The sequence below is a fragment of the Actinoplanes oblitus genome (assembly GCF_030252345.1).
Classification (GTDB): Bacteria; Actinomycetota; Actinomycetes; order Mycobacteriales; family Micromonosporaceae; genus Actinoplanes; species Actinoplanes oblitus.
This window is the reverse complement of the sequence record NZ_CP126980.1, coordinates 3008164-3029933: the sequence shown is the minus strand read 5'-3', so window position 1 is coordinate 3029933 and position 21770 is coordinate 3008164. Positions and strand designations below refer to the sequence as shown.

Here is a 21770-nt window from a genome sequence, read left to right as displayed (position 1 = left end):
GGCCGCCCCGCAGGCTAAGGCCATGATTGCGGTTGAGAACCTCACCAAACGGTACGGCGACCAGCGTGCCGTCGATGACGTGTCGTTCACCTGCGAGCCCGGCACCGTCACCGGCTTCCTCGGCCCGAACGGCGCCGGCAAGTCCACCACCCTGCGGATGATCTGCGGCCTGACCCCGCCGACCGCCGGCTCGGCCACCGTGTGCGGCCGGCCCTACCGGCAGCTGGGCAACCCGGGACGGCACGTGGGCGTGCTGCTCGACGCGTCGGCCCAGCACGCCGGGCGGACCGGGCGGGAGACCCTGGCGCTGGCCGCGCTGACCATGGGCCTGGACACCGCCCGGGTGCCGGAGCGGCTCACCCGCGTCGGGCTGGACGCCACGGCCGGCAAGCGCCGGTTGCGTGCCTACTCGCTGGGCATGCGACAGCGGCTCGGGCTGGCCTACGCCATGCTCGGCGACCCGGCGGTGCTGATCCTGGACGAGCCGGCCAACGGGCTGGACCCGGAGGGCATCTACTGGATGCGCGGGCTGCTGCGGGAGTTCGCCGACCGCGGCGGCACGGTGCTGCTCTCCTCGCATCTGCTGCGCGAGGTGGAGGCGGTCGCCGACCGCCTGGTGGTGATCGGCAAGGGCCGCATCCTCACCCAGGGTGACAAGAACGCGCTGCTCAGCGCGGCCGGGACGGTGGTCCGGCCGGCGGACCCGGCGGCCTTCGACGCGGTGCTGCGGACGCTGGACCTGGCCGGCACCCGCTCGGCGGACGGCACGGTGCTGGTACCGGCCGAGCCGGCGGCGATCGCCCGGGCCGCGGCCGGGGCCGGGGTGGTGCTGCTGGAGCTGCGGCCGGCCGGCGCCGGTGGCCTGGAGGAGATGTTCCTGCGCCTGACCAGCGGCGCCGACCTTGAGGAAGTAGCGCGATGACCGTCACCGCATCCCTGCCGCCGACCCGGCTCACCGTGGTCGAGCTGCGCAAACTCGCCGACACCCGAGCCGGCTTCTGGCTGCTGGTGGTGGTCGGGCTGGCCACCGCCGGCACCTCGGCGGTGATCCTGGGATGGGCGCCGGACGAGCAGATGACCTTCGGCGACTTCTTCGCCTTCGGCCTGGTGCCGTCCGCGGTGCTGCTGCCGGTGCTGGGCACCCTGTCGATCACCAGCGAGTGGTCGCAGCGCACCGCGCTCGCCACGTTCACCCTGGTGCCGGCGCGGAGCCGGGTGCTGCTCGCGAAGATCGCCGCCGGCGTGCTGATCGCCGTCGCGGCCACCGTGGCGACCGCGGCGCTCAGCGCGGTCGCCAACGTCATCGGCCGGGCGGCCGGCGGCGACGGCTCCTGGCACGTGGACGCGTCGCTGCTCTGGCAGGGGCTGCTGCTTCAGGTGATCTTCGTGCTGATGGGGATCGGGTTCGGCGCGCTGCTGCAGAACACTCCCCTGGCCATCGTGCTCTACTTCGCGCTGCCGATGATCTGGTCGGTGCTCGGCGGCATGGTCAAGGGGCTGAAGTCGGCGTCCGGGTGGCTGGACATCAACGTGACCACGACCCCGTTGTCCGAACCGGACATGACCTCCGGCGAGTGGGCCCGGCTCGGCGTCTCGGTCGCGGTGTGGGTGCTGCTGCCGCTGGCCGCCGGGGCGGTCCGGGTGTTGCGGCGCGAGGTGACCTGATCGATTCCGGGTCGGCGTGGCCAGTGCGGTGCCATCCTGAGAGGTGGCCGGTGTTCATGATCGACTGCGCGTGTTGGGGTCATTCGCACCTTTATGCAGGTAACGTCCGCTTCGTGAATCGCACCGGTTTTGCCAGCGTCGCGGTATTCGTGGCCCTGACCCCGCTTCTCACCAGCCCGGCCGAGGCAGAGCCGCGGCCGCACGCCACCGCCGCACCGCGGTATGCGGGGGTGCTCCCGGCGCAGGACGGCCGGGGGCTCACCCGTACGCATCTGAAGTTGCGGGGAAAAGCGCTGCCGGCGGCGCGTTATCGGCCGCAACCCACCGCCCGCCGCGCGATCGCGGGGACGCCGGCGATCGGCACGGTGCGCAGCTGGGTGGGGCTGAACGACATCGACGGTGACCTCTACCGCAAGGACTACACGCTGCGGGCGATCGGCCGGCACATCGAGGTGTGGGTGGCCAAGGACATCGCGTTCCCGGCCGGCGACTGCCGGCAGAACGCCACCGAGGTGACCGACGCGCAGGTGGCCGATCTGGTCGAGCAGTTCGACACGGCGATCTACCCGAAGGAGACGGCGGCGTTCAGCACGCCGCCGGACCGGGCGGGCGCCAACGCGAGCATGGACGGCGACTTCACCGGCGACGGCGACAAGACGGTGACGCTCGTCGACAACGTCCGGGACGACAACTACTTTCACTTCCCGGAGCGGCCGACGTACATCGCCGGGTTCTTCTCGGCCCAGCTCAACGAGCTCTTCGACCGCAACGTGATGACCATCGACGCCTACGACTGGCAGCACCGGCTGGGCGCCGATCCGAAGAACGAGCCGACCGACGACCTCTGCACCAGCCGGCCGGCCCGGCCGCGGATGTACGAGGGCACCTTCGCCCACGAGTGGCAGCACCTGCTGGAGTACTACGCCGACCCGAGCGAGTCGGACTGGCTCAACGAGGGACTGTCCGATTACGCCCAGACCGTGGTCGGGTACGTCGACGCCCGGCTCGGGGTGCACCACGCCGGCTACGACAGCCACCTCGCGTGCTACCAGGGGTTCGGCAACGTCAAGACGATCTACAACGCGAACCCGCGGGAGTGCGGCGGCCCGCAGAACTCGCTGAACCTCTGGGACGAGGGCGACGCCAACGAGGTGCTCGCCGACTACGGGATCAGCTACGAGCTGATGGTGTACCTGCGCGACCGGTTCGGCGCGAAGCTGCTCTCCCAGCTGCACCGGGACAAGGACCACCAGTCGCTCGACGCGGTCCAGTCGGTACTGCCCGACGGCGTCAAGCTGACCGACGTGCTGCACGACTTCCAGGTGATGACGCTGGTGGACAAGGAGGTCGGCAAGCCCGGCGGGACGATCACCGGGGTGGCCCGGGACCGGGTCACCGCGGCCGGGCTGCGCTCGACGGTCAACCTGGCGAACAAGGCGTCGTACGACAAGCCGGGGGCGGCGCCGAACGGGGCCGACTTCGTCCGGCTGCCGCGCGGCAAGCTGTCGTCGGTGACCTTCAGCGGGGCGGCCACCCTGCCGCCCACCCCGCTGGCCTGGAAGCCCGACTCGGGGCTGTTCTTCTCCGGGAACACGCCCGGCACCGACGAGACGGCGGCGCGCCAGGTGGAGGTGCCGGCCGACGACCCGGTGCTGCGGTTCACCACGACGTACGGCCTGGAGAAGAACTTCGACTACGGCTACGTGACCATCTCGGCGGACGGCGGCCGGACCTACCAGGCGGTGGCCGGCGACCGGACGGTCAAGGGACCGCTGGGCCCCGCCATCACCGGGGTGGCCGCCGACGTCAAGCTCAGTTACGACCTCAAGGCGTACGCCGGCAAGAAGGTGCTGCTCGGCTTCCGTTACGTCAGTGACGCCGCGGTGCAACTGGGCGGGTGGCACCTGGGCGAGGTGTCGATCGGGACCAACGCCGTGCCGACCGGATCGGTCGACGGGTGGAAGTCACCAACCCAGTGGTACCCGGTGGCGGTGCGGGGCTGGCACGTCACGCTGGTCGGACTGGGCGAGAAGCGGGCCGCGGTGGTGCCGCTCGAGGACGTCGCGGAACTGCGCGGTTACTCCAAGGTGGTGGCGATCGTGGGTCAGGACGACCCGACCGGCACGGTCACCCAATACGCCCCCTACACGCTGACGGTGGACGGGGTGGTGCAGCCCGGAGGCGGCGGCAGCACGCCGTAGATGAGCGCCGTCGAGCCGGAACCGGCTCGGTTGATCTGCCCGCCACACAGGACCCAGGCTCCGGTGGCGGGCAGATCCGTCAGGTGGGCGAGCACCTCCAGGCTGATCCGGCGACGCTGATAGACCAGCTTGGAGACGGTGAAATCGGCGTCGGTGCTGACATCCGGGCTGAACGCGTCGGTGCCGGTGCCACCCCGCTCCCCCAGCCGGCCGGTCTCCACCAGCCAGCGCACCGTCTCCGGCGCGAAGCCGGGGTGGCGGCCGAAACCGGCGGTGCCGAACCGCTCCTCCCACCCGGTCCAGATGATCACCACGGACTCGTCCGGGATGCGGCCGTGCCGCTCCTCCCACGCCCGCAGGTCGGCGACGGTCACCGCGTAATCCGGGTCGGCGGCGCAGGCCGCACGGACGTCGACCCGGACCGCCGGCCGGAACAGATCAGCCGGCTCCAGGTCGTCGGCGAGCCGGCCGCCCGCGGTGAAGTGCCCCGGGGCGCCCCAGTGCGTGCCGGTGTGCTCGGCGCCGCGGACCGCCTGCAGATAGAAGCCGTCCTCGTCCAGGGTCGCCACCGGCTCCAGCTCGAAGGGCGGATCACCCGGGAAGACACTGATCCGCCCGGGATCGTTGACGTGGGACAGGCTCACCAGCCGCAACCGATCCAGCATGCCGCCATCCTCGCACGAGACATTGACACTGTCACCATGACAGTGTCAGACTCGCCGCATGTGGACGATGGAGGAGCTGGTCGATCGGGTGCGTGCCGCGCTCGCCGCGGAGTATTCCGGGGCGCCCAACGGCCGCGTCCGTGATCTGCCGGACCCCCGCTCGATCCGGTGGTATTCGACGATCGGCCTGGTCGACCGGCCGCTGGGCACCCGCGGGCGCAACGCGCTCTACGGTCCCCGGCACCTGCTCCAGCTGGTGGCGATCAAGCGGCGGCAGGCCGCCGGCCGCACCCTCGCCGAGATCCAGGCCGAGCTGGCCGGGGCACCGGAGCAGACCCTGACCGAGGTCGCCCGCGTGCCCGCCGAGCTGCTCAGCACCGATCCCCCACCCGCGCCGGAGGCGGCCCGGCCACCGTTCTGGAAGTCAGCGCCCGCCGCGCCGGCAGCGGACTGGGCCTTCCCCGCCGATCACAACCCCCCTTTCGGTACGCCACCAGGCGCACCCGACGTCCTCCCACCGCCCGCCGATCCGGGCCTGGCCCCGCTCGCCGCCGACGCCCTGCTCACCGGCGTCCCCCTCGGGCTGGGCGTGATCCTGCTGGTGCCCGGCGCCCTGCACGCCGGCCGGCTCGATCGCGCCGAGCTCGCCACCGCCGCCCGGCCACTGCTCGACCTGCTCGCGTCCCGTGGGCTCACCGATAGGAGAGATCAGTGATCATCTACGTCAATCCGATGGGCGCGGGCGAGCTGGAACGCGTCCGGCAGGTGCCGGAGTCCGGCTTCGGCTCGATGCGCACCGAGCGGGGCAACCTCCCGCTGGACCGGCTCGACGTGTCGGCAGCGATCAGTGGTCTGGTCGCCCGCACCGAGGTCACCGCCGAGTTCGTCAACACGCACGACACCCCGCTGGAGGCGACCTACGTCTTCCCGCTGCCCGACCGTGCCGCGGTGACCGGCATGACGATGACCGCCGACGACCGCACCGTCACCGCCGAGCTGCACGAGCGCGGCGCCGCCCGCGAGCAGTACGAGTCGGCGATCGCGGCCGGCCGGCGCGCCTCGATCGCCGAGGAGGAGCGGCCCGACGTGTTCACCATGCGGGCCGGCAACATCCTGCCCGGCGAGCGGATCGTGGTGCGGTTGCGGCTGGTCGGCCCGCTGCCGTTCGAGGACGGCGCGGCCACCTTCCGGTTCCCGCTGGTGGTGGCACCGCGCTACATCCCGGGCGCGGCCCTGCCGGGACCGTATGCCGGCGACGGCCAGACCCCGGACACCGACGCCGTGCCGGACGCCTCCCGCATCTCACCGCCGGTGCTGCTCCCCGGCTTCCCCAACCCGCTGCGCCTGTCGCTGAGCGTGACCGTGGACCCGGCCGGTCTGGAGCTCGGCGAGGTGCGTTCCAGCCTGCACGCCGTCACCGAGCAGGACGGGACCCTGCGGATCACCCCCGGTGAGCGCGCCGATCGCGACTTCGTCCTACGCCTGGCCTATGCGCCTGGTGGCCAGACCGCCATCGCGGTGCCCGACGAGGAGGGCGACGAGGGCACCTGGCAGCTGGTCGTGCTCCCGCCGGAGGACGCCACGCCGCCGCGCCCCAAGGACGTGGTGCTGCTGCTCGACCGGTCCGGCAGCATGGGCGGCTGGAAGATGGTGGCCGCCCGGCGCGCCGCGGCCCGGGTGATCGACACGCTCACCACCGCCGACCGGTTCGCCGTGCTGACCTTCGACCACCAGGTGGAGCGGCCGGCCGGCCTGGAGTCCGGGCTGAGCGAGGCCACCGACCGCAACCGCTATCGCGCGGTCGAGCACCTGGCCCGCGCCGACGCCCGCGGCGGCACCGAGCTGCTCAGCCCGCTCGCCACCGGCCTCGGCCTGCTGGCCGACAGCGCCGGGCGCGACCGGGTGCTGGTGCTGGTCACCGACGGTCAGGTGGGCAACGAGGACCAGATCGTCCACGAGGTCACCCCGCTGATCGGCGGCACCCGGCTGCACACCATCGGCATCGACCGGGCGGTCAACGCCGGATTCCTCGGGCGGCTGGCCGCGCTCGGCGCCGGTCGGGCCGAGCTGGTGGAGAGCGAGGACCGGCTGGACGAGGCGATGGAGCACATCCACCGCCGGATCGGCGCCCCATTGGTCACCGGCCTGTCCGTGGCGGCCGACGGATTCCTCCCGATCGAGGGGACCCGGACGCCGCAGCGGCTGCCCGGGCTCTACCCCGGTGTCCCGCTGGTGCTCTCCGGGCGCTTCGCCGGCGCCGCCGCGGGCAACCTCACGGTCACCGGCCGGACCCGGGACGACCAGGACTTCCGCACCACGGTCGCGGTGCGGGAGCGGGCCGAGCCGGCGGTCACCACGCAGTGGGCGCGGGCGCGGCTGCGGGACATGGAGGACGCGTACACGGCGGGCGACGACACGCTGGAGCCGCGCATCGTCGCGACCTCGCTGCGGTTCGGCGTGCTGTGCCGCTTCACCGCGTTCGTGGCGGTCGACGAGCGGGTGGTGAACGAGGGCGGTCAGGTCCGCAAGGTCACCCAGCCGGTCGAGATGCCGTCCGGCTGGGAGCCGCCGGCTGCGCCGATCGCCGCCGCCGGGATGATCCTGTCCGCCGCTCAGTCGCCATTCCCCGGTGGCCCGGCCGGCGTCGCTCCGCGGATCATGCCACCGTCGCCGCCGGCACCGGGCGCGCCGCGATTCGCCGCGGCCCGGGCCGAGAGCACCAGGCACACCAAGTCGGTCCCCACCAGCTTCGACGACGCGGGGGCACCCGAGTTCCTGGCCGGCCCCGCTCCGGCGGCCGCCTCCCCGGCCGGTCAGGCCGGACGGCCGCCGGTTGCCGGTGGCGTTCGCGGCTTCGGCCGGTCCCGTCGTCCCGCCGGCGCCGGCGAGATGTCCTTGGCCGAGGTCCGTGACCTGGTGGCGGTCGAGGTGGGACGGTTGCGCGACGCCGCCGACCGGCCCGCTCACGAGCGCCGAGACCTGCTCGACGATCTGGCCAGCCGGCTCACGGTGCTGCTCACCCCACTGACCGACGAGCAGTTCTCCCCGCTGCGGGCCTTGGCCGGCCTGCTGACCGGGGACGCCCCGCTCGACGAGAAGTGGTCCACGGCCGTGCGCGTGCTGACCGACTTCGGCGCGGCGCCGGGCAAGCCCGGCCCCAAACCCTTCTGGAAACGCTGACGGACCGCCGACACGGAACGGCCGGGCGGCTTCTCCTCCTGGAGGCGCCCGGCCGCCTGAACGCGACTCCGGCCAGGCCCGCTCGCGCGCTTCCCGAAACGCTGGCCGCCTCCGGCTGGGCTCGCTGACCCGCTTCGCGAAACGCCGGCCGGTTCCGGATGGGCTCCCTGGCCCGCTTCCCGAAACGCCGGCCGGCTCCGGCTGGGCTCGCTGGCCACCTCTCACCACGCTGGCCGGCCGGCCCGCCGACCGGCCTTCGGAATATTGACCGGTTCCACTGACACGCCTGTCGGCGACCTGACTTTGCCGGTGTCATGCAGGCCACTCCGGCATCGGGGGTGGCTGCGCGACCGGGCCGCATGCTCGCAGCTCACGACCCCGGCCGTACCCTCCGGCGGCCACCGCCGGAACAGCCGGCGGACCCGGCTGGGCGGCTCGGCCGAGGCCCGCTCCGGCGGACGGACCCCACGCCGGCCCGCCGGTGCCGGTAAGTTGGTTCATCGATTGCCGACCGGGGGTGCACACCGTGGACGACGAGGACTTCGGTACCGACCGAGACCCGTTGTTGGTGCGTCCGTTCGTCGTTCAGGACGGCGAGCCGACGGAGTCTGGTTCGTCCGGGGCCACCTGGCCCGCGGGCACCGCGTCCGACTCGCCCACCCAGATCCTTCCGGTGTTCTCCGGCACCGCGGCGCGTAAGCCGCGCGGGCCGCGGCGACGACGGCGGCCGCTGCTGGTGGCGGGCGTCGGCGCCGGGGTGGTCACCGTGCTGGCGGTGGCCGGGTACACCGCGCTGCGCCCCGTGTTCGAGCCCACCCTCTCGGCCGACCTGCCCGACCGTCCACTGCCCGCGGTGACCGGCCCGGCCGCCGCCTCGGCGTCACCGTCCCCGGGTGATGACGCGGCCGGGGCGACCACCGGCAGCGCCGGCAGCACCGGGACCGGCGGCGACAGCGGCCACACCCGGGACCCGAAGCCGACCGCCTCGGTCGCGGCCAGCTCCGGACCGGCCACCACGGCCACCACCCCTGCTACGCGGACGACCGCCTCGGCCGAGGCGGGCTCGACCGCCGGGTCCGGGACCACCGCCCCTTTGCCGGCGGCGATCGCGCCGTCCCCGCTGACCGCCGGCACCGGCGCGCTGGTCAGCGGAAACGGCCTCTGCCTGGACGTGCCGAACGCGATCCCGTCGGACGACAACAGCATGCAGGTCTTCGACTGCAACGGCTCGATCGCCCAGGTGTGGACACTCGCCGACGACGGGACGCTGCGGGTGATGGGCAGGTGCGCGCTGCTGGTCGGCGACGACACGGTGCACCTGGCCGACTGCGACAGGCGTACCCCGTCCCTGTGGCGGACCACCGGCGCCCACGAGGTGATCAACATGGCGAGCAACGAGTGCCTCACCGACCCGTCCGGCGGCGCCCGCCCCGGCACCCGGGTCGTCGTCGTCAGGTGCACCGGCGAGTCGCACCAGCGGTGGTCCCTGCGCTGACCGCTCACCCGTGCGTCGACGCGCCCTTGAGCACCTTGTCGACGGGTCGGCGCCCCCGGCGACGAACCGGCCGCCGACGACCTGCTCGCGGTGTCCCTGGAGCGCCTGCGGGTGCACCTCGGCGCGCACCCGGTCCCACCACCCCACCGCGGCGCCGCACACAGCCTCCGCGACCTGCTCGAATCCCACATCGTCGCCGGCCTCCCGCTGCGCACCGCCGCCGACCGGCTGCACTTCGCCCCGGCCCACCTGGTCCGCTCGTTCCGCCACGAGTTCGGCATGACCCCACACCAGTACGTCATCTCCCGCCGGGTCGACCGGGCCCGCCGCCTGATCCTCGCCGGTCAGCCGCTCTCCACAGCCGCCACCCGGAGCGGCTTCTACGACCAGCCCCACCTGACCCGCCACTTCAAACGCATCCTGGGTGTCACGCCCGCCCGCTTCGCCCCGTGACCGCACCGGCCGCTCCCGGTCCGGGCGGCACGCACCCACACCGACCGGCACGTCGATGCTGAATAGGACGACCGCGACCACCAGCACGCACCCGCGACAGCCGCGAGCCACACCCGCGAACCCACAGACACACCCGTGAGTCGCTGGTCGGCCCCGGGTGGCACCGCCTCGCGGGTTGGCCCGGGACGGGCTCGGTGCGCCTGGGGGAGCCCCAGGTCGTACCGAAAAGGGGTTAAAAGCGGTAAACACTCCCACCGACCACCGTGAGCGGCACCGGGGACTCGGCGAACTCATCGGGGCCGGCGGTCAGCGGATCCACCTCGAAAGCCGACAGGTCGGCGCGGAAGCCGGGAGCGATCCGGCCCGCGTCGGACTGGCCCGCCGCCTCCGCGGCCTGTGTCGTGAAGCCCTCCAGGGCCATCCGGGCGGTCAGCGCCTGCTCGGGCAGCACCGGTGCGATCGACGGCTCGCCGGCCGGGCGGCGCAGCCGGGCCGCCGCCATGATGCCGCGCGGGTCGAAGTGCGCGATCGGCCAATCCGAGCCGAGGGCCAGCCGCGCCCCGTGCTCGCGCAGGTCACGAGCCCGGAAGCCGCGGTCGGCGCGCTTGTCGCCGAGACGCTGGGACCAGTTGTCGGTGTGGTCGGCGCGGGTGTAGTGCGTGCAGTGGGTGGGCTGCATGCTCGCCGTCACGTCGAGTTCGGCGAAGCGGCCGAGCAGCTCGGCGGGCATCGTCTCGAGGTGTTCGACGCGGTGCGGGAGGCGCGGGCGCGGCAGGCGGCCGAGGGTGTCCAGGACGAACCGGATGCCGGCGTCGCCGATGGCGTGCGTGACGATCGGGATGTCGCGGCCGGCCAGCACCTCGACGGCCGCCGCGTACTCCCGCGGGTCGGGCCAGAAGCAGGCGGTCGACTCGCCGTGCGTGTCCGGTTCCTTCAGCCAGGCGGTGCCGCCGTCGATGGTTCCGTCGATCATGAACTTGGCGCCCTCGACCCGCCAGCGGCGGCCGCTGAGCCGCTGCTGCTCGACCACCTTCGCCAGGCCGTCGCCGGGCATCACGAACGGGGCGCACCGCCAGCGCAGCGGCAGCTCGCCGTCCGCCTCGAGGGCGGTGAACAGCTCCAGCGAGTCCAGCCCGAAATCCATGGCGTTCGCCGCCGTCAGTCCGCTGGCCGCCATCCGGTTCATCAGGTCGCGCAGCCGGGCCCGCCGGTCCGCGGGCGGATCCTCGGGGAGCATCTCGTGCACCACCATCGCGGCTTCCAGTTCGAGCAGGTGCCCGGTCGGCGTGCCGTCGGCGTCGCACACCACGCTGGCGCCGGAGGCGAACGCGCGCGGGCCGGTGATCCCGGCGATCTCCAGCGCTCGGGGGCTGACCAGTGCCGAGTGCGCGTCGAAGAGCACCAGGAAGACCGGCACGTCCGGTCCGAGCGCCTCGACCAGCGGCGCGTGCGTGACCGGGGCGCCCTCGAACGCGTCCGGGTTCAGCCCGTAGCCCTCGATCCAGCCGTCCGGGGCGGGTGCCGCCCGCAGCGTCCGCACGAGCTGGTCCCGGGTGCGCACCGGAGACAGGTCGACGCCCCGGGTCATGCTCAGGCCCATCACCGGGTGCGCGTGCCCGTCGACCAGGCCGGGGGTGATGGTGGCCGGGCCCAGGTCGAGCACCTGGGTGCCCGGGCCACGCCAGTCGCGGGCGTCCGCGCGCCCGCCGACCGCGGTGATCGTCCCGCCGGCGACGGCGATCGCGGTCGGTGGTGGACCGGGCAGCATGGTGTGGATCCGGTCCGCCATCAGGATCAGGTCAGCGGCGGTCATGCGGAGGACTCCTCACCGAGGGTGGTCACACGGTAACCCGGCGACCTCATCCCGCGGGGATCATCCAATCCAGCACCGGCGTCCCCTGCAGGGTGACCAGCACACACATGAAGAACAGCAGGATGCCGCTCCACAACACGACCTTGCGGAAGATGTCGCCCTCCCGGCCGGCCATGCCGACAGCTGCCGCGGCGATCGCCAGGTTCTGCGGGCTGACCATCTTGCCGAGCACGCCGCCGGAGGAGTTGGCCGCGGCGAGCAGCAGCGGGTCGAGCCCGGCCTTCCCGGCGGTCTGCACCTGCAACGCCCCGAACAGCGCGTTCGACGAGGTGTCCGAGCCGGTCACGGCCACCCCGATCCAGCCGAGGATCGAGGAGAGGAAGACGAAGACGCTGCCCGCGGTGGCCAGGAAGGCGCCCAGGGTGTTCGTCTGGCCGGACTGGTTGAGCACGTAGGCGAGGGCGAGCACGGCCATCACCGTGACGATCGCGTGGCGCAGCTCCACGTAGGTGCGCCCGTAGGCGCGCAGCGCCGCGCCGGGACCGACGCGCAGCACCATGGCGGTGAGGATGCCCGCGAAGACCATCAGGGTGCCGGCCGCGGCCAGCCAGCCGAAGGTGAAGTTGGTGGAGGCGAGTGGCTTGCCGTTGGCACCCAGGACGTCCAGGCCGGGCCACTTGACGACGACGGTCCAGGGTTCCTCGGCGAGGGCCCGCTTGATCGGCCCGAGGTTGGCGATCGCGAAGATCACGATGATGATCAGGTACGGGGCGTAGGCGCGCAGCACCTCGACGCCGGCATCCCGCCGGACCGCGGTCCGGACGCCGCCGGTCTCCACCGCGCCCTCAGCGAGGTGCGGGCTCTCCCGCGGCCGCCACACCCGCAGCAGCAGCACCACAGCGGCGGCCGCGGCCAGCGACGCGATGATGTCGGTGAGCGGCACCGAGATGTAGTTGGACGCCACGAACTGCCCGACCGCGAAGACCACCCCGGCGACCACCGCGGCGGGCCAGGTCTGCTTGACGCCGCGGCGGCCGTCCACCACCGACACCAGGACCAGCGGCACAATGACCGCCAGGATCGGCGTCTGCCGCCCGACCATCGCGCCGATCGTGTCCGGGGTCAGCCGCGGGTCGCCCGACGCACCGGACGCCACCGTCCCGAGCGTCGTGATCGGCGTGGCGAGGGCCCCGAAGGCGACCGGTGCGGTGTTCGCGATCAAGGCCACCGAGGCCGCCCGGATCGGCGGGAACCCGAGCGCCATCAGCATCACCACTGTCACCGCGACCGGCGTGCCGAAGCCGGCGAGCGCCTCGAGCAGCGCGCCGAAACAGAAGGCCACGATGATCGCCTGGATCCGCATGTCCGGGCTGACCCGCTCCATCGAGCGCCGCAGCACGTCGAAGTGCCCGCTCACCACCGTCAGGTTGTAGACCCAGATCGCGTTGATCACGATCCACAGGATCGGGAAGAACCCGAACGCCGCACCCTCCGAAGCGGACAGCAGCGCCTGCCCGACCGGCATCGAGTAGACGGTCACCGCGACGATCAGCGCCACCGCGAGCGCCACCAGCCCGGCCAGCCAGGCCCGCACCCGGAACACCCCGAGCAGCAGGAAGAGCGTCAGCAGCGAGAGCACGGCGAAGATCGCCGACAGCGCCACGGAGTCCGCGACGGGATCGGTGACGATCTGGAACTGTTCCGCGAGCAGGGCATCCGCCATGGCAGCCATCCAGACATGTCGATCACCTTTCCCGCAATCTAGCCCGTGCCCCGCGGAAACGAAACCGGTCCGCCGCGGCCCGCCGTCAGGTCGTCCCCGGTACGCCCGGAGCGCCCCCGCGCATCGCGAGCCAGATGCGGTCGGCGGTGAACGGCAGCTCGGTCATCCGCACCCCGATGGCGTCGCGCAGCGCGTTGGCCAGCGCCGGAGCCACCGGGTTGAACGGGCTCTCGCTCATCGACTTGGCGCCGAGCGGCCCGATCGCGTCCGAGGTGTCGGCGAGGTGCACCTCGGTGACCGGCGTGTCGGCGAACGTCGGCAGGTGGTACTGCCGGGAACGTCGTGGTCGTCACCGCGCCCGACGGGCCGATGTCCAGATGCTCGGCCAGGGTCGCCCCCAGCGCCTGGGCCACCCCGCCCTCGATCTGCCCGCGCAGCTGCAGCGGGTTCAGCACCGTCCCGGCGTCCGCGCTGTGCACACTGCCGAGGATCAGCAGCTCCCCGGTGGCCGGGTCGACCGCCACCCGGAACCACTGGGCGTTGAACGCCACCGACCGCGGCGTACCGTCGCAGTGCCCGTGCGCCACCTCGCCGCCGGTGAGCCGCAGCGCCCGCGCCGCCCGCAGCACCGCCTGCCCGGCGACCACCACACCGGTCGACGCGAAGGCGCCGGTGTCGTGGCGTACCACGTCGGTGTCCGACTGCCGGATGACGATCCGGTCCGGGGTCGTGCCCAGCTCGTCGGCGGCGATCTGCGCGTGCACGGTGGTGCTGCCGTTGCCGAACTCGGTGGTGCCCACGGACAGCTCGTACCGCCCCTCCCCCAGCGCCCGGATCGTCGCGTCGGCGAAGTGCCCGCCGGGCGGCCCGGCCGCGATCATCGCGATCGCCATGCCGTCGCCGGTCAGCCAGCCCGCCGGCGCCTCCGGTGCCGAGCCGGCGGCGGTCCGCATCCTGGCCAGGCACTGATCGAGCCCGTAGGAGGCGATCCCGAGATCGTCGACGTGATCGCCGGGAGCGGTCAGGTCGTCCCCGGGCCGGACCACGTTCACCTCACGGAAGGTGACCGGATCCATCCCGATCCTCCGCGACAGCTCGTCGAGGACGGACTCGACGGCGAACGTCACCTGCCCCAGCCCGTACCCACGGAACGCCCCGGCCGGCACCGTGTTGGTGTAGACGCACCGCGCATCCGTCCGCATCGCCGCGCATCGGTACACCGCCACCGACTCGTGGCACCCGTGGAACATCACCGAAGGACCATGATTTCCGTACGCCCCGGTGTCCACCAGCACGTCCAGCTCCACCGCCGTGAGCGTCCCGTCCCGCCGCGCCCCCGCCTTCACCCGCACCGTGAACGGATGCCGGGTGGTGGCCGCGGCGAACTGCTCCGACCTGGTGAACTCCCACTTCACCGGCCGTCCGGTCCGCAGCACCGCCAGCGCCACCAGGTCCTCGGCCAGCATCTCCTGCTTGCCGCCGAACCCGCCGCCGACCCGCCCGGTCAGCACCCGGACCCGGTCCAGCGGTAGGTCGTAGAGGGCGGCCAGCGCCCGCCGGGTCAGGAACGGCGTCTGCGAGCTGGTCCGGATGACCAGCCGCTGGTCCTCGTCGAGCCACCCGACCGCCCCGTGCGTCTCCAGCGCGGCGTGCTGCACCCGGGGCGTGCGGAAGGTCGCCTCGTACACCTCGTCCGCCGCGGCGTACCCGGCGGCCAGGTCGCCCATCGTCGCGTGCAGTTCAGCCACCACGTTGCGGTCCCGCTTGTCGCCGTGCACCAGCGGCGCGTCCGGGGCGAGTGCCGCGACCGGGTCGAGCACGGCCGGGAGCGGCTCGTACTCCACCCGCAGCCGCCGGCAGGCCTCCTCGGCGGCCGCCTCGCTGACCGCCACGACGGCCGCCACCCGCTGCCCGGCGAACCGCACGACGTCGTCGAGCACCCGGGTGTCCGCCGGGTCCTCGGCCACGTTCTCGTGCCGCGCCGTGGAGAAGAGCCGGTCCGGGGCGTCCTGGTGGGTCAGGATCAGCTCGACGCCCGGGACCCGGGCGGCCTCCGCGGTGTCCACGGCCACGATCCGGGCGTGCGCGTGCGGCGACCGGAGCACCTTGAGGTGCAGCACGCCGGGCACCTCGACGTCGAAGGTGTACCGGGCAGTCCCGGTGACCACCTGCGGACCGGCCGGGGCACCGAGCGCCGAGCCGACGGCCGGGCCTTCGGTCCACACGTGACACCGGCCGGCCAGGGCGTCGGCGACCGCGCGGTACCCGGTGCACCGGCACAGGTTGCCCTTCAACGCGCGGGGCAGGTCGGCGCGCTGCTCCTCGGTGAGCGCGGCGGTCGTCATGATCAGGCCGGCCGTGCAGAAACCGCACTGGAAACCCTGCGCCCGCAGGAAGGCCTGCTGTACGGGGTGCGGGTCGTCCACCGTGCCGAGGCCCTCGACGGTGGTCACCGAGCGGCCCTCGGCGCGGAAGGCCGGGTAGACGCAGGAGTGCACCGGTTCGCCGTCGACGTGCACCGTGCACGCTCCGCAGTCGCCGGCGTCGCAGCCCTTCTTCACCCCGAAGCAGCCCTCCTCGCGCAGGTAGGTGCGCAGGCACTGGCCGGGGCGGGGTGCGCGTTCGTGCGGCGTTCCGTTGATCTCCACGCTCACGCGCTCAACTCCGCTCTGATCTGCTCCGCGTAGTGCCCGGTCAAGTGCCTGCGCCAGGCCGGGCTGCCGTGCACGTCGTCGGTGAAGGCGCCGGCCGGGATGCCGGCCAGGGCCGCTTCCAGCTCCGCCGCCCGCGGCGGCTCCGGGAAGCGCAGGACCCAGGGCCGGCGGGTCGCGGCGGTCACGGTCAGGGCCAGACCCCCGGTGGGCTCGGCCCGGCCGATCAGCAAGGCCGCGGACCGCCCATGCCGATGCAGCGACCCTTTCCGGTACGACGTCCGGCCGGCCAGCGCGTACCCGGGCAGGAAGAGCGAACGCAGCAGCTCCCCGTCCCGTAGCACGGTCCGCCCCTCGCCGGTCACGAAGTCCGCCACCGGCACCCGCCGGACCCGGCCGTCCGCGCCGATCAGGGTGCACACCCCGGCCAGCGCCGCGCCCAGCGAGATCATCGGCCCGGCCGGCAGCGCGGCGCACAGGTTGCCGCCGACCGTGGCGACGTTCCAGATCTTGAACGAGGCCAGGAACGAGTGGCAGCACTGCTGGACGAGTTCGTGCTCGCGGAAGTGCCCGGCCAGCGCGGCGATCGTGCAGGTGGCCGCGATCTCCACCCCGTCGTCCCGGACGGTGATCGCGGGCCAGCCGGCCGACGGCAGGTCGAGCAGCCGGGTGAGGTGCGGGCGTGGCTCGCCGAACAGCGCCGTCCCGCCGCCGAGCCAGACGTCACCGGGCCGCCACATCCCGGGTCCGGCCGAGGTGATCACTTCGGTCACGGTGTGCAGGTCCACGTTCGCACGCTACGCGCCGCGTGTTTCCGATCATGACGCTCCGCGCGGCGCATCCGGCCGGGCGTTCAGGGGAGGCCGGCGCCGGAGCGCGGGAGCCGGACGCCGGTCTCCGGGCCCGATCGTCTTCGATGACGCCGGAGTCCGCCACCCCCTTGCCGGGGGACGGCGCCGCGCCGGAACCGTTGCGTAGCGGCCCTGAGAGCCACGCTGCCGCCCCGGACCGGCCGACCGGTGGCTCCGGATGCGAATCCGGCTCGGAAACCGTGACGGCGCTCTCATCGTCCGGTGCGGGATCTCCGGACCGGTCAGGACGCCGGCATCGGCACCGGGGCGGGCACCGGCACGGCCGGCAGGGTGATGGTGAAGGTGCTGCCCCGGCCGACCACCGACTGCACGGCGATGCTGCCACCGTGGTCCCGGACGATGTCCCGGACGATCGCCAGGCCCAGACCGGGCCCCTGCACCGCCTGGTCCATCGCGTTGCCGGCTCGATGGAACGGGGTGAACAGGCCGGGCACGTCCTCCGGCGGGATACCGATGCCGGTGTCCGTGACGGCGACCGTCACGGCCCGCTCGTCCGCGTCGCAGTGCCAGGTCACGCTGCCGCCGGCCGGGGTGAACTTGATCGCGTTCTCCAGCAGCTTGCGCAGCGCCCGCCGTAGCTGGGTCTGGTCGCCGCGCACCCAGGCCGGCTCGGCCTCGAAGCTCACCGTGAGGTTCTTGGCGTGCGCCGCCGCCTCCAGCTCGGCGTGCACCGCGGTGGCCAGCACCGCCACGTCGAGCGGCTCGGTGGCGGCGCCCGCCGCGTCGGCCGGCCGGTCCAGCAGCAGCAGGTCGCCGATGGTGTCCTGGAGCCGGTGCGCGTTGCGCAGGATGGCGTTGACCGAGCGGCGCTGCATCGGGTTCAGCTCGTCGTCCTGGTCGGCGATCATCTCGGCGTACCCGAGGATGCTGGTCAGCGGCGTGCGCAGCTCGTGCGTGACGGTCTGGATGAAGACGTCCTTGCGCTGGTCGAGCATCCGCAGCTCGCTGATCAGCAGGTCTTGCTGGGTCCGGATGCTCAGCTGCCGCAGCGCCCGCTCGATCTCCCGCCCCACCCTGGTCAGCAGCCGGTGCTCCGGCTCGGTGAAGCCCGGCAGGAAGTCCCGGACCACCAGCAGATGGCCGCCCGGGCACTCGGCGTCGCCGCCGATCGACACGGCCAGGCCGCCGGCGCACGGTACCGGCCGGCCGGGCGGCACGGCCCGCAGCTCGGCGCCGGCCACCGCGGGCAGCTCCGGCGCCGTGTCCGGCCAGCGCACCGCGACCTGGCCGGTGCCCGGCACGAACAGGTCGCCGTACACCGCGTCGGCGCCGAGCGCGCCGCCGATCCGGGCGGCCACCCGGTTGCCGAGGACCGCCGGGTCGACGCCCTCCCGCTGCAGCTCGGCGACCACCGCCTGGGACAGCCAGGCGCGGGCGGTCCGGGCCTGCTCGGCGGCGAGCAGTTCCTCGGTCTGCGCGGCCAGGTCGTTGAGCGCCTCGATCACGGTGCGCAGCTCGGCCGCACCGGCCGCCTCGGCGCGGGCCGACCGGTCGCCGGCCGCCTGCCGCCGGATGGTGTCGCCGACCCGGGCCAGCGGGACCAGCAGCTGCCGGTGGCTGACCCGGACCAGCAGGTAGCCCGCGCCCAGGACGGCGAGCACCAGGACGCCGGAGACGACGGCGAGGAGTCGTCCGGTACGCCGGGCGGCGGCGTTCTCGGCCCGCCACTCGGCCTGGATCGCGTCGTCGGCGGCCGCGTTGATCGCCCGGAGCCGGTCGAAGAGCTGCTTGCCCAGGGGGTTGTCCCGGGCGCCGCCGCTCGCGGCGGGGTCGGCGAACTCACGGAGCCAGTCGTCGGCCGCCTGCTGCTCGGCGCGCAGCAGGTCGCGGGTCTGCCGGTCAGAGGTCTGCGCGGCGGCCCGGGCCAGCGCCGCGAGGCCGGCGCCACGGCCGCTCTGGTACGGCTCCAGGAAGAGCCGCTCGCCGGTGAGCTGGAAGCCGCGCACCCCGGTCTCGGCGTCGGTCATCCGCTGCAGGGCGAGCCGGTTGGCCTCACGAGCGGCGTCGATCCGCGCCGAGCGCCGGTCGTGGTCGTCGCGCAGCCGCGCGCCCATGCCGACCTGCACCACGAGGAACGCCGTGAACAACGCCAGCAGGGCGGCGAAGCCCCGGTTGAGCCGGCGCCGCAGCCTCACCGGCCGCGCTCCTCTGAGGCGATCATGTTCCTCACATCGGCAGGGCCCGGGCCGGAGATGAGGCGGCCCGGCCATTCAGCGGAGATCGGCCTCCGCCGAATCGGTGGGCCGACTCGCCTTAGCGGCCCGAGAAACCGGTTGCTGAGAGTTCACTGGATTTCGTTACCGATCCGTGACCGGTCGAGCGGCATTACCTGTGGTTACCGCCACACCCATGAATATCGGCTGGTTGTCCGCTTTGTAGCTGGAATTTCGGACACGGCGGACAGCAACATCACGCTGCGTAAGCAAGATCAAGTGATGTGGGTTACTGACTAGTAGCTCCGGCCCTTGTAGTCACCGTGCAGGGGCGGCAACATTTCCCGAACGTTACGACGACGGCATCGACTTGCCTCACTGTCGGCGGTTGGCAGAAGTGTCGCCCGTCGATACGAGCCCTTGGCGGTGTGGTTTGAACAGCCGTCATCTCTTTGATAGGAGGATCCGTGGAGGATTCGCAGAGCGTCACCGCCGCCGGGCGCACCAACTGGCGCCGGTTCGCGGTGGCCGTGGGCGTTCCCACCGCCGTGGCCACCGGTCTCGTCGTTGCTCTTGCTCAGGGCGCCCTTGCCGCGAACATCACGGTGTCGGGCACGCAGTTCAAGCTGACGGCGGACCACCTCGAGGGCAGTGGCTTCACCCAGTACAGCGGGCAGCTGAAGGACGCTGACGGCAAGCCGATCCTGGCGGCCATGTCCGGTATCAACCACGCCGACATCTACAACCTGTGCCAGTCGGTTCTTGCGCCGGGCGGCATCGCCACCCTTAAGATCACGGCTGCCACGACCGCCAAGTTCGACGCCGGCAACCCGAATGGCTCGGCGGCGAACGCGGTGCAGGCTGACGACCTGCTGATCGGCATGTCGGAGCTGGGCGGCGACGCCACGTTCAAGGACATCGAGATCGGCCGGGACGCCTCCCTGGTCGACGCTGACGGCGCGAAGGAGCACGGCGCGAAGGGCGGCTTCGCCCAGCAGGCGAGCGGCGTGAGCATCGACAAGCTGCAGCAGCAGGCGTACCTCACCACCGCGTCGAGCTTCAAGCTGAAGGGCATGAGCCTCAAGCTGCTCGGCGGCAAGCAGGAATGCTTCTGATCTAGCTTTACCGGGGCTCGTGGAGCAGTGTTCCGCGAGCCCCATCCCTTTGCGAGACGGCAAGAGAAACACTGGAGGAAGAGTGGCGACGGACAACTTCTGGGGCAAGTTCCGCCGGTGGCGGCGGAGCAGGCCGTTCTGGGGTGGCCTGTTCCTTTTGTGGTCCGCCTTCTTCCTGTTCCTGAGCTCGAACCTCTCGCTTCTGACCGAGATGCGGCTGGAGATCCACGTCGGGCCGCAGGGCTTCCTGTCCTACGTGCTGCCCGTCCTGATGCTGCTCTGCGGCCTCCTGGTCTGGTTCACCCCGGCCCAACGCATGTTCTACGGCATCATCGGCCTGCTCACCGCGGTCTACTCGTTCATCGGCTTGAACTTCGGTGGCTGGTTCATCGGCATGCTGAACGGGATCATCGGCGGGGCGCTGGCGATCTCCTGGACCCCCCGTCCCACCCGGCCCGACGTCCCGAAGCTGGGTCCGACCGACGCCACCGGCCCGGACAACCACGCGCAGGGCCCCTCCGGCGACCCGCTGTTCCCGGGTGAGAACACCGAGGCCATCCAGATCGCCGGCCACGACGACCGCCCGCACGAGACCTCCGCGGTGCGCCCGCCGGCGCAGAGCGACTCGAGCATCCTGCCCGGTTTTGATCAGCCGCGGGGCGACCTCCCCGGGCCGCGCCGCGGTCTCAACCGCAAGGCCCTCGCCATCATCATGGTGCCGGCGCTCGTCGGCGCCACAGTGGTGATCGGCAGCCGTGTCCCGGCCAGCGCCGACGACTGCCCCGAGGGCCTGCCGTCGATCGCCACCTCGGTCTCCCCGTCGGCCACCGCCTCGACCAAGGCGTCCGCCACCAAGTCCGCCGACTCGCCGGCCTCCGCGAAACCGGACGGCAAGCTGACCACGACCGGCGCGGCCGACTCGGGCAAGGAGAACACCACCCCGGCCTCCGCCTCGGCGTCCGCGTCCGCCTCCGCCGCGACGGACGACGACGGCAACCCGATCCTGGACGGCATCTCCGACGTGGTCGACGGCGTCGGCAACCTGCTCGGCCTCGGCGACGACGAGGCGTCGTCCTCTCCGAGCGCGTCGCCGTCGCCGTCGGCGACCGAGACGGCCAAGCCCACCACCGAGCCGACCGACGCCGCGACCACCACCCCGGCGACCGGCGGCGCCACTGCCGCGACCAGCGCCCCGGCCAAGAGCACCAGCGCGACCCCGAGCGTCAGCGCCAGCACCGACGTGATCCCCTGCCTCGGCGCCCGCCAGGAGAACAAGATTGCCGACGACGGCGGCATCCCGAAGTCGGCGATCAAGCCCGGCAAGATGAAGGTCAGCTCGCTGACCCTGTACAACTCGACCTACGAGGGCGTCGCCGACGTGCCCACCCAGAACGGCGTCATCAAGGCTCTGCAGCTCAACATGACCAAGGCGGTCAACGAGCCGTTCAGCCTGGAGATCGACGAGCCGGGGAACGCGGTCACCACGGTCAAGAGCAAGAAGCTGGTCACCGAGGGCAACGTCAAGTTCTTCACCCCGAAGATGACCGGCAACCTGTTCGGCCTGATCCCGATCACCTTCACCCCGGAGCAGCCGCCGCCGCTGACCCTGCCGCTGCTCTGGTTCACCAACGTGACGATCGATCTGGCCTACGTCAGCTGCGACACGCTGACCGCCTCCCCGATCACCATCACCGAGAGCTGATCCCCACCAGTTCACCGACGGCCCGGCTGATCACAGCCGGGCCGTTCTCGTATCCGGCGCCTTTTTCGTACGCGCTCATCGC

The 21770-nt window shown here is 72.7% G+C and carries 15 protein-coding genes; 9 read left to right on the top strand and 6 right to left on the bottom strand.

Features of this window, described 5'->3' with window-relative positions; all coding sequences use genetic code 11:
* The first annotated feature begins 22 nt into the window (after positions 1 to 22).
* From Actob_RS13515 to Actob_RS13505, 3 genes are all read left to right on the top strand, one after another.
* Positions 23 to 922, top strand: a complete 900-nt coding sequence (locus Actob_RS13515) for an ABC transporter ATP-binding protein (protein WP_284920509.1) — start codon at positions 23 to 25, stop codon at positions 920 to 922.
* Positions 919 to 1665 carry an ABC transporter permease gene (locus tag Actob_RS13510; RefSeq protein ID WP_284920508.1) on the top strand — a complete coding sequence of 249 codons (747 nt, stop codon included), beginning with the start codon at positions 919 to 921 and terminating at the stop codon, positions 1663 to 1665. Before Actob_RS13515 ends, Actob_RS13510 begins: the two co-directional genes overlap by 4 nt.
* Positions 1666 to 1778: 113 nt before the next feature.
* Positions 1779 to 3866 carry a M6 family metallopeptidase gene (locus Actob_RS13505; protein ID WP_284920507.1) on the top strand — a complete coding sequence of 696 codons (2088 nt, stop codon included), beginning with the start codon at positions 1779 to 1781 and terminating at the stop codon, positions 3864 to 3866.
* Here Actob_RS13505 and Actob_RS13500 read toward each other — a convergent pair.
* Positions 3809 to 4531, bottom strand: a complete 723-nt coding sequence (locus Actob_RS13500) for a cyclase family protein (protein ID WP_284920506.1) — start codon at positions 4529 to 4531, stop codon at positions 3809 to 3811. The two genes, Actob_RS13505 and Actob_RS13500, sit on opposite strands and share 58 nt — an antisense overlap.
* A 58-nt stretch (positions 4532 to 4589) precedes the next feature.
* On the opposite strand from Actob_RS13500, the gene Actob_RS13495 reads away from it, so the two are divergent.
* The 4 genes from Actob_RS13495 to Actob_RS13480 all read left to right on the top strand — a co-directional run bounded on the left by Actob_RS13495 (position 4590) and on the right by Actob_RS13480 (position 9659).
* Positions 4590 to 5246, top strand: coding sequence for a MerR family transcriptional regulator (locus Actob_RS13495; protein WP_284920505.1), 657 nt, complete (start codon positions 4590 to 4592; stop codon positions 5244 to 5246).
* Entirely contained in the window at positions 5243 to 7711 is a 2469-nt protein-coding gene (locus tag Actob_RS13490; RefSeq protein WP_284920504.1) for a VIT domain-containing protein, read from the top strand. The genes Actob_RS13495 and Actob_RS13490 overlap by 4 nt, the downstream gene beginning before the upstream one ends.
* Before the next feature lie 526 nt (positions 7712 to 8237).
* A complete protein-coding gene (locus Actob_RS13485; RefSeq protein WP_284920503.1) occupies positions 8238 to 9206 on the top strand; it encodes an RICIN domain-containing protein in 969 nt (322 codons plus the stop codon).
* Positions 9207 to 9296: 90 nt separating this feature from the next.
* Positions 9297 to 9659, top strand: coding sequence for a helix-turn-helix transcriptional regulator (locus Actob_RS13480; protein WP_284920502.1), 363 nt, complete (start codon positions 9297 to 9299; stop codon positions 9657 to 9659).
* A 232-nt stretch (positions 9660 to 9891) separates the two neighbouring features.
* Here Actob_RS13480 and Actob_RS13475 read toward each other — a convergent pair whose 3' ends face one another.
* From Actob_RS13475 to Actob_RS13455, 5 genes are all read right to left on the bottom strand, one after another.
* Entirely contained in the window at positions 9892 to 11472 is a 1581-nt protein-coding gene (locus tag Actob_RS13475; protein ID WP_284920501.1) for an amidohydrolase, read from the bottom strand.
* 46 nt (positions 11473 to 11518) lie between these two features.
* Entirely contained in the window at positions 11519 to 13195 is a 1677-nt protein-coding gene (locus Actob_RS13470) for an L-lactate permease (RefSeq protein WP_284920500.1), read from the bottom strand.
* Between the two features lie 38 nt (positions 13196 to 13233).
* Positions 13234 to 15849 carry a molybdopterin-dependent oxidoreductase gene (locus Actob_RS13465; protein ID WP_284920499.1) on the bottom strand — a complete coding sequence of 872 codons (2616 nt, stop codon included), beginning with the start codon at positions 15847 to 15849 and terminating at the stop codon, positions 13234 to 13236.
* Positions 15846 to 16634: an FAD binding domain-containing protein gene (locus tag Actob_RS13460; RefSeq protein ID WP_284920498.1), complete on the bottom strand. Its 789-nt coding sequence runs from the start codon at positions 16632 to 16634 to the stop codon at positions 15846 to 15848. Before Actob_RS13460 ends, Actob_RS13465 begins: the two co-directional genes overlap by 4 nt.
* Before the next feature lie 305 nt (positions 16635 to 16939).
* Positions 16940 to 18853, bottom strand: a complete 1914-nt coding sequence (locus Actob_RS13455) for an ATP-binding protein (RefSeq protein WP_284920497.1) — start codon at positions 18851 to 18853, stop codon at positions 16940 to 16942.
* A 485-nt stretch (positions 18854 to 19338) separates the two neighbouring features.
* Here Actob_RS13455 and Actob_RS13450 point away from each other — a divergent pair, with 485 nt between their 5' ends.
* Together Actob_RS13450 and Actob_RS13445 are read left to right on the top strand one after the other, a co-directional pair.
* On the top strand, positions 19339 to 19986 hold the full coding sequence (locus Actob_RS13450) for a DUF6230 family protein (RefSeq protein WP_284920496.1): 648 nt from the start codon (positions 19339 to 19341) through the stop codon (positions 19984 to 19986).
* An 82-nt stretch (positions 19987 to 20068) separates the two neighbouring features.
* Positions 20069 to 21688 (top strand): DUF6114 domain-containing protein, encoded by a 1620-nt coding sequence (locus Actob_RS13445; protein WP_284920495.1) that lies wholly within the window; start codon positions 20069 to 20071, stop codon positions 21686 to 21688.
* Positions 21689 to 21770 lie beyond the last annotated feature (82 nt).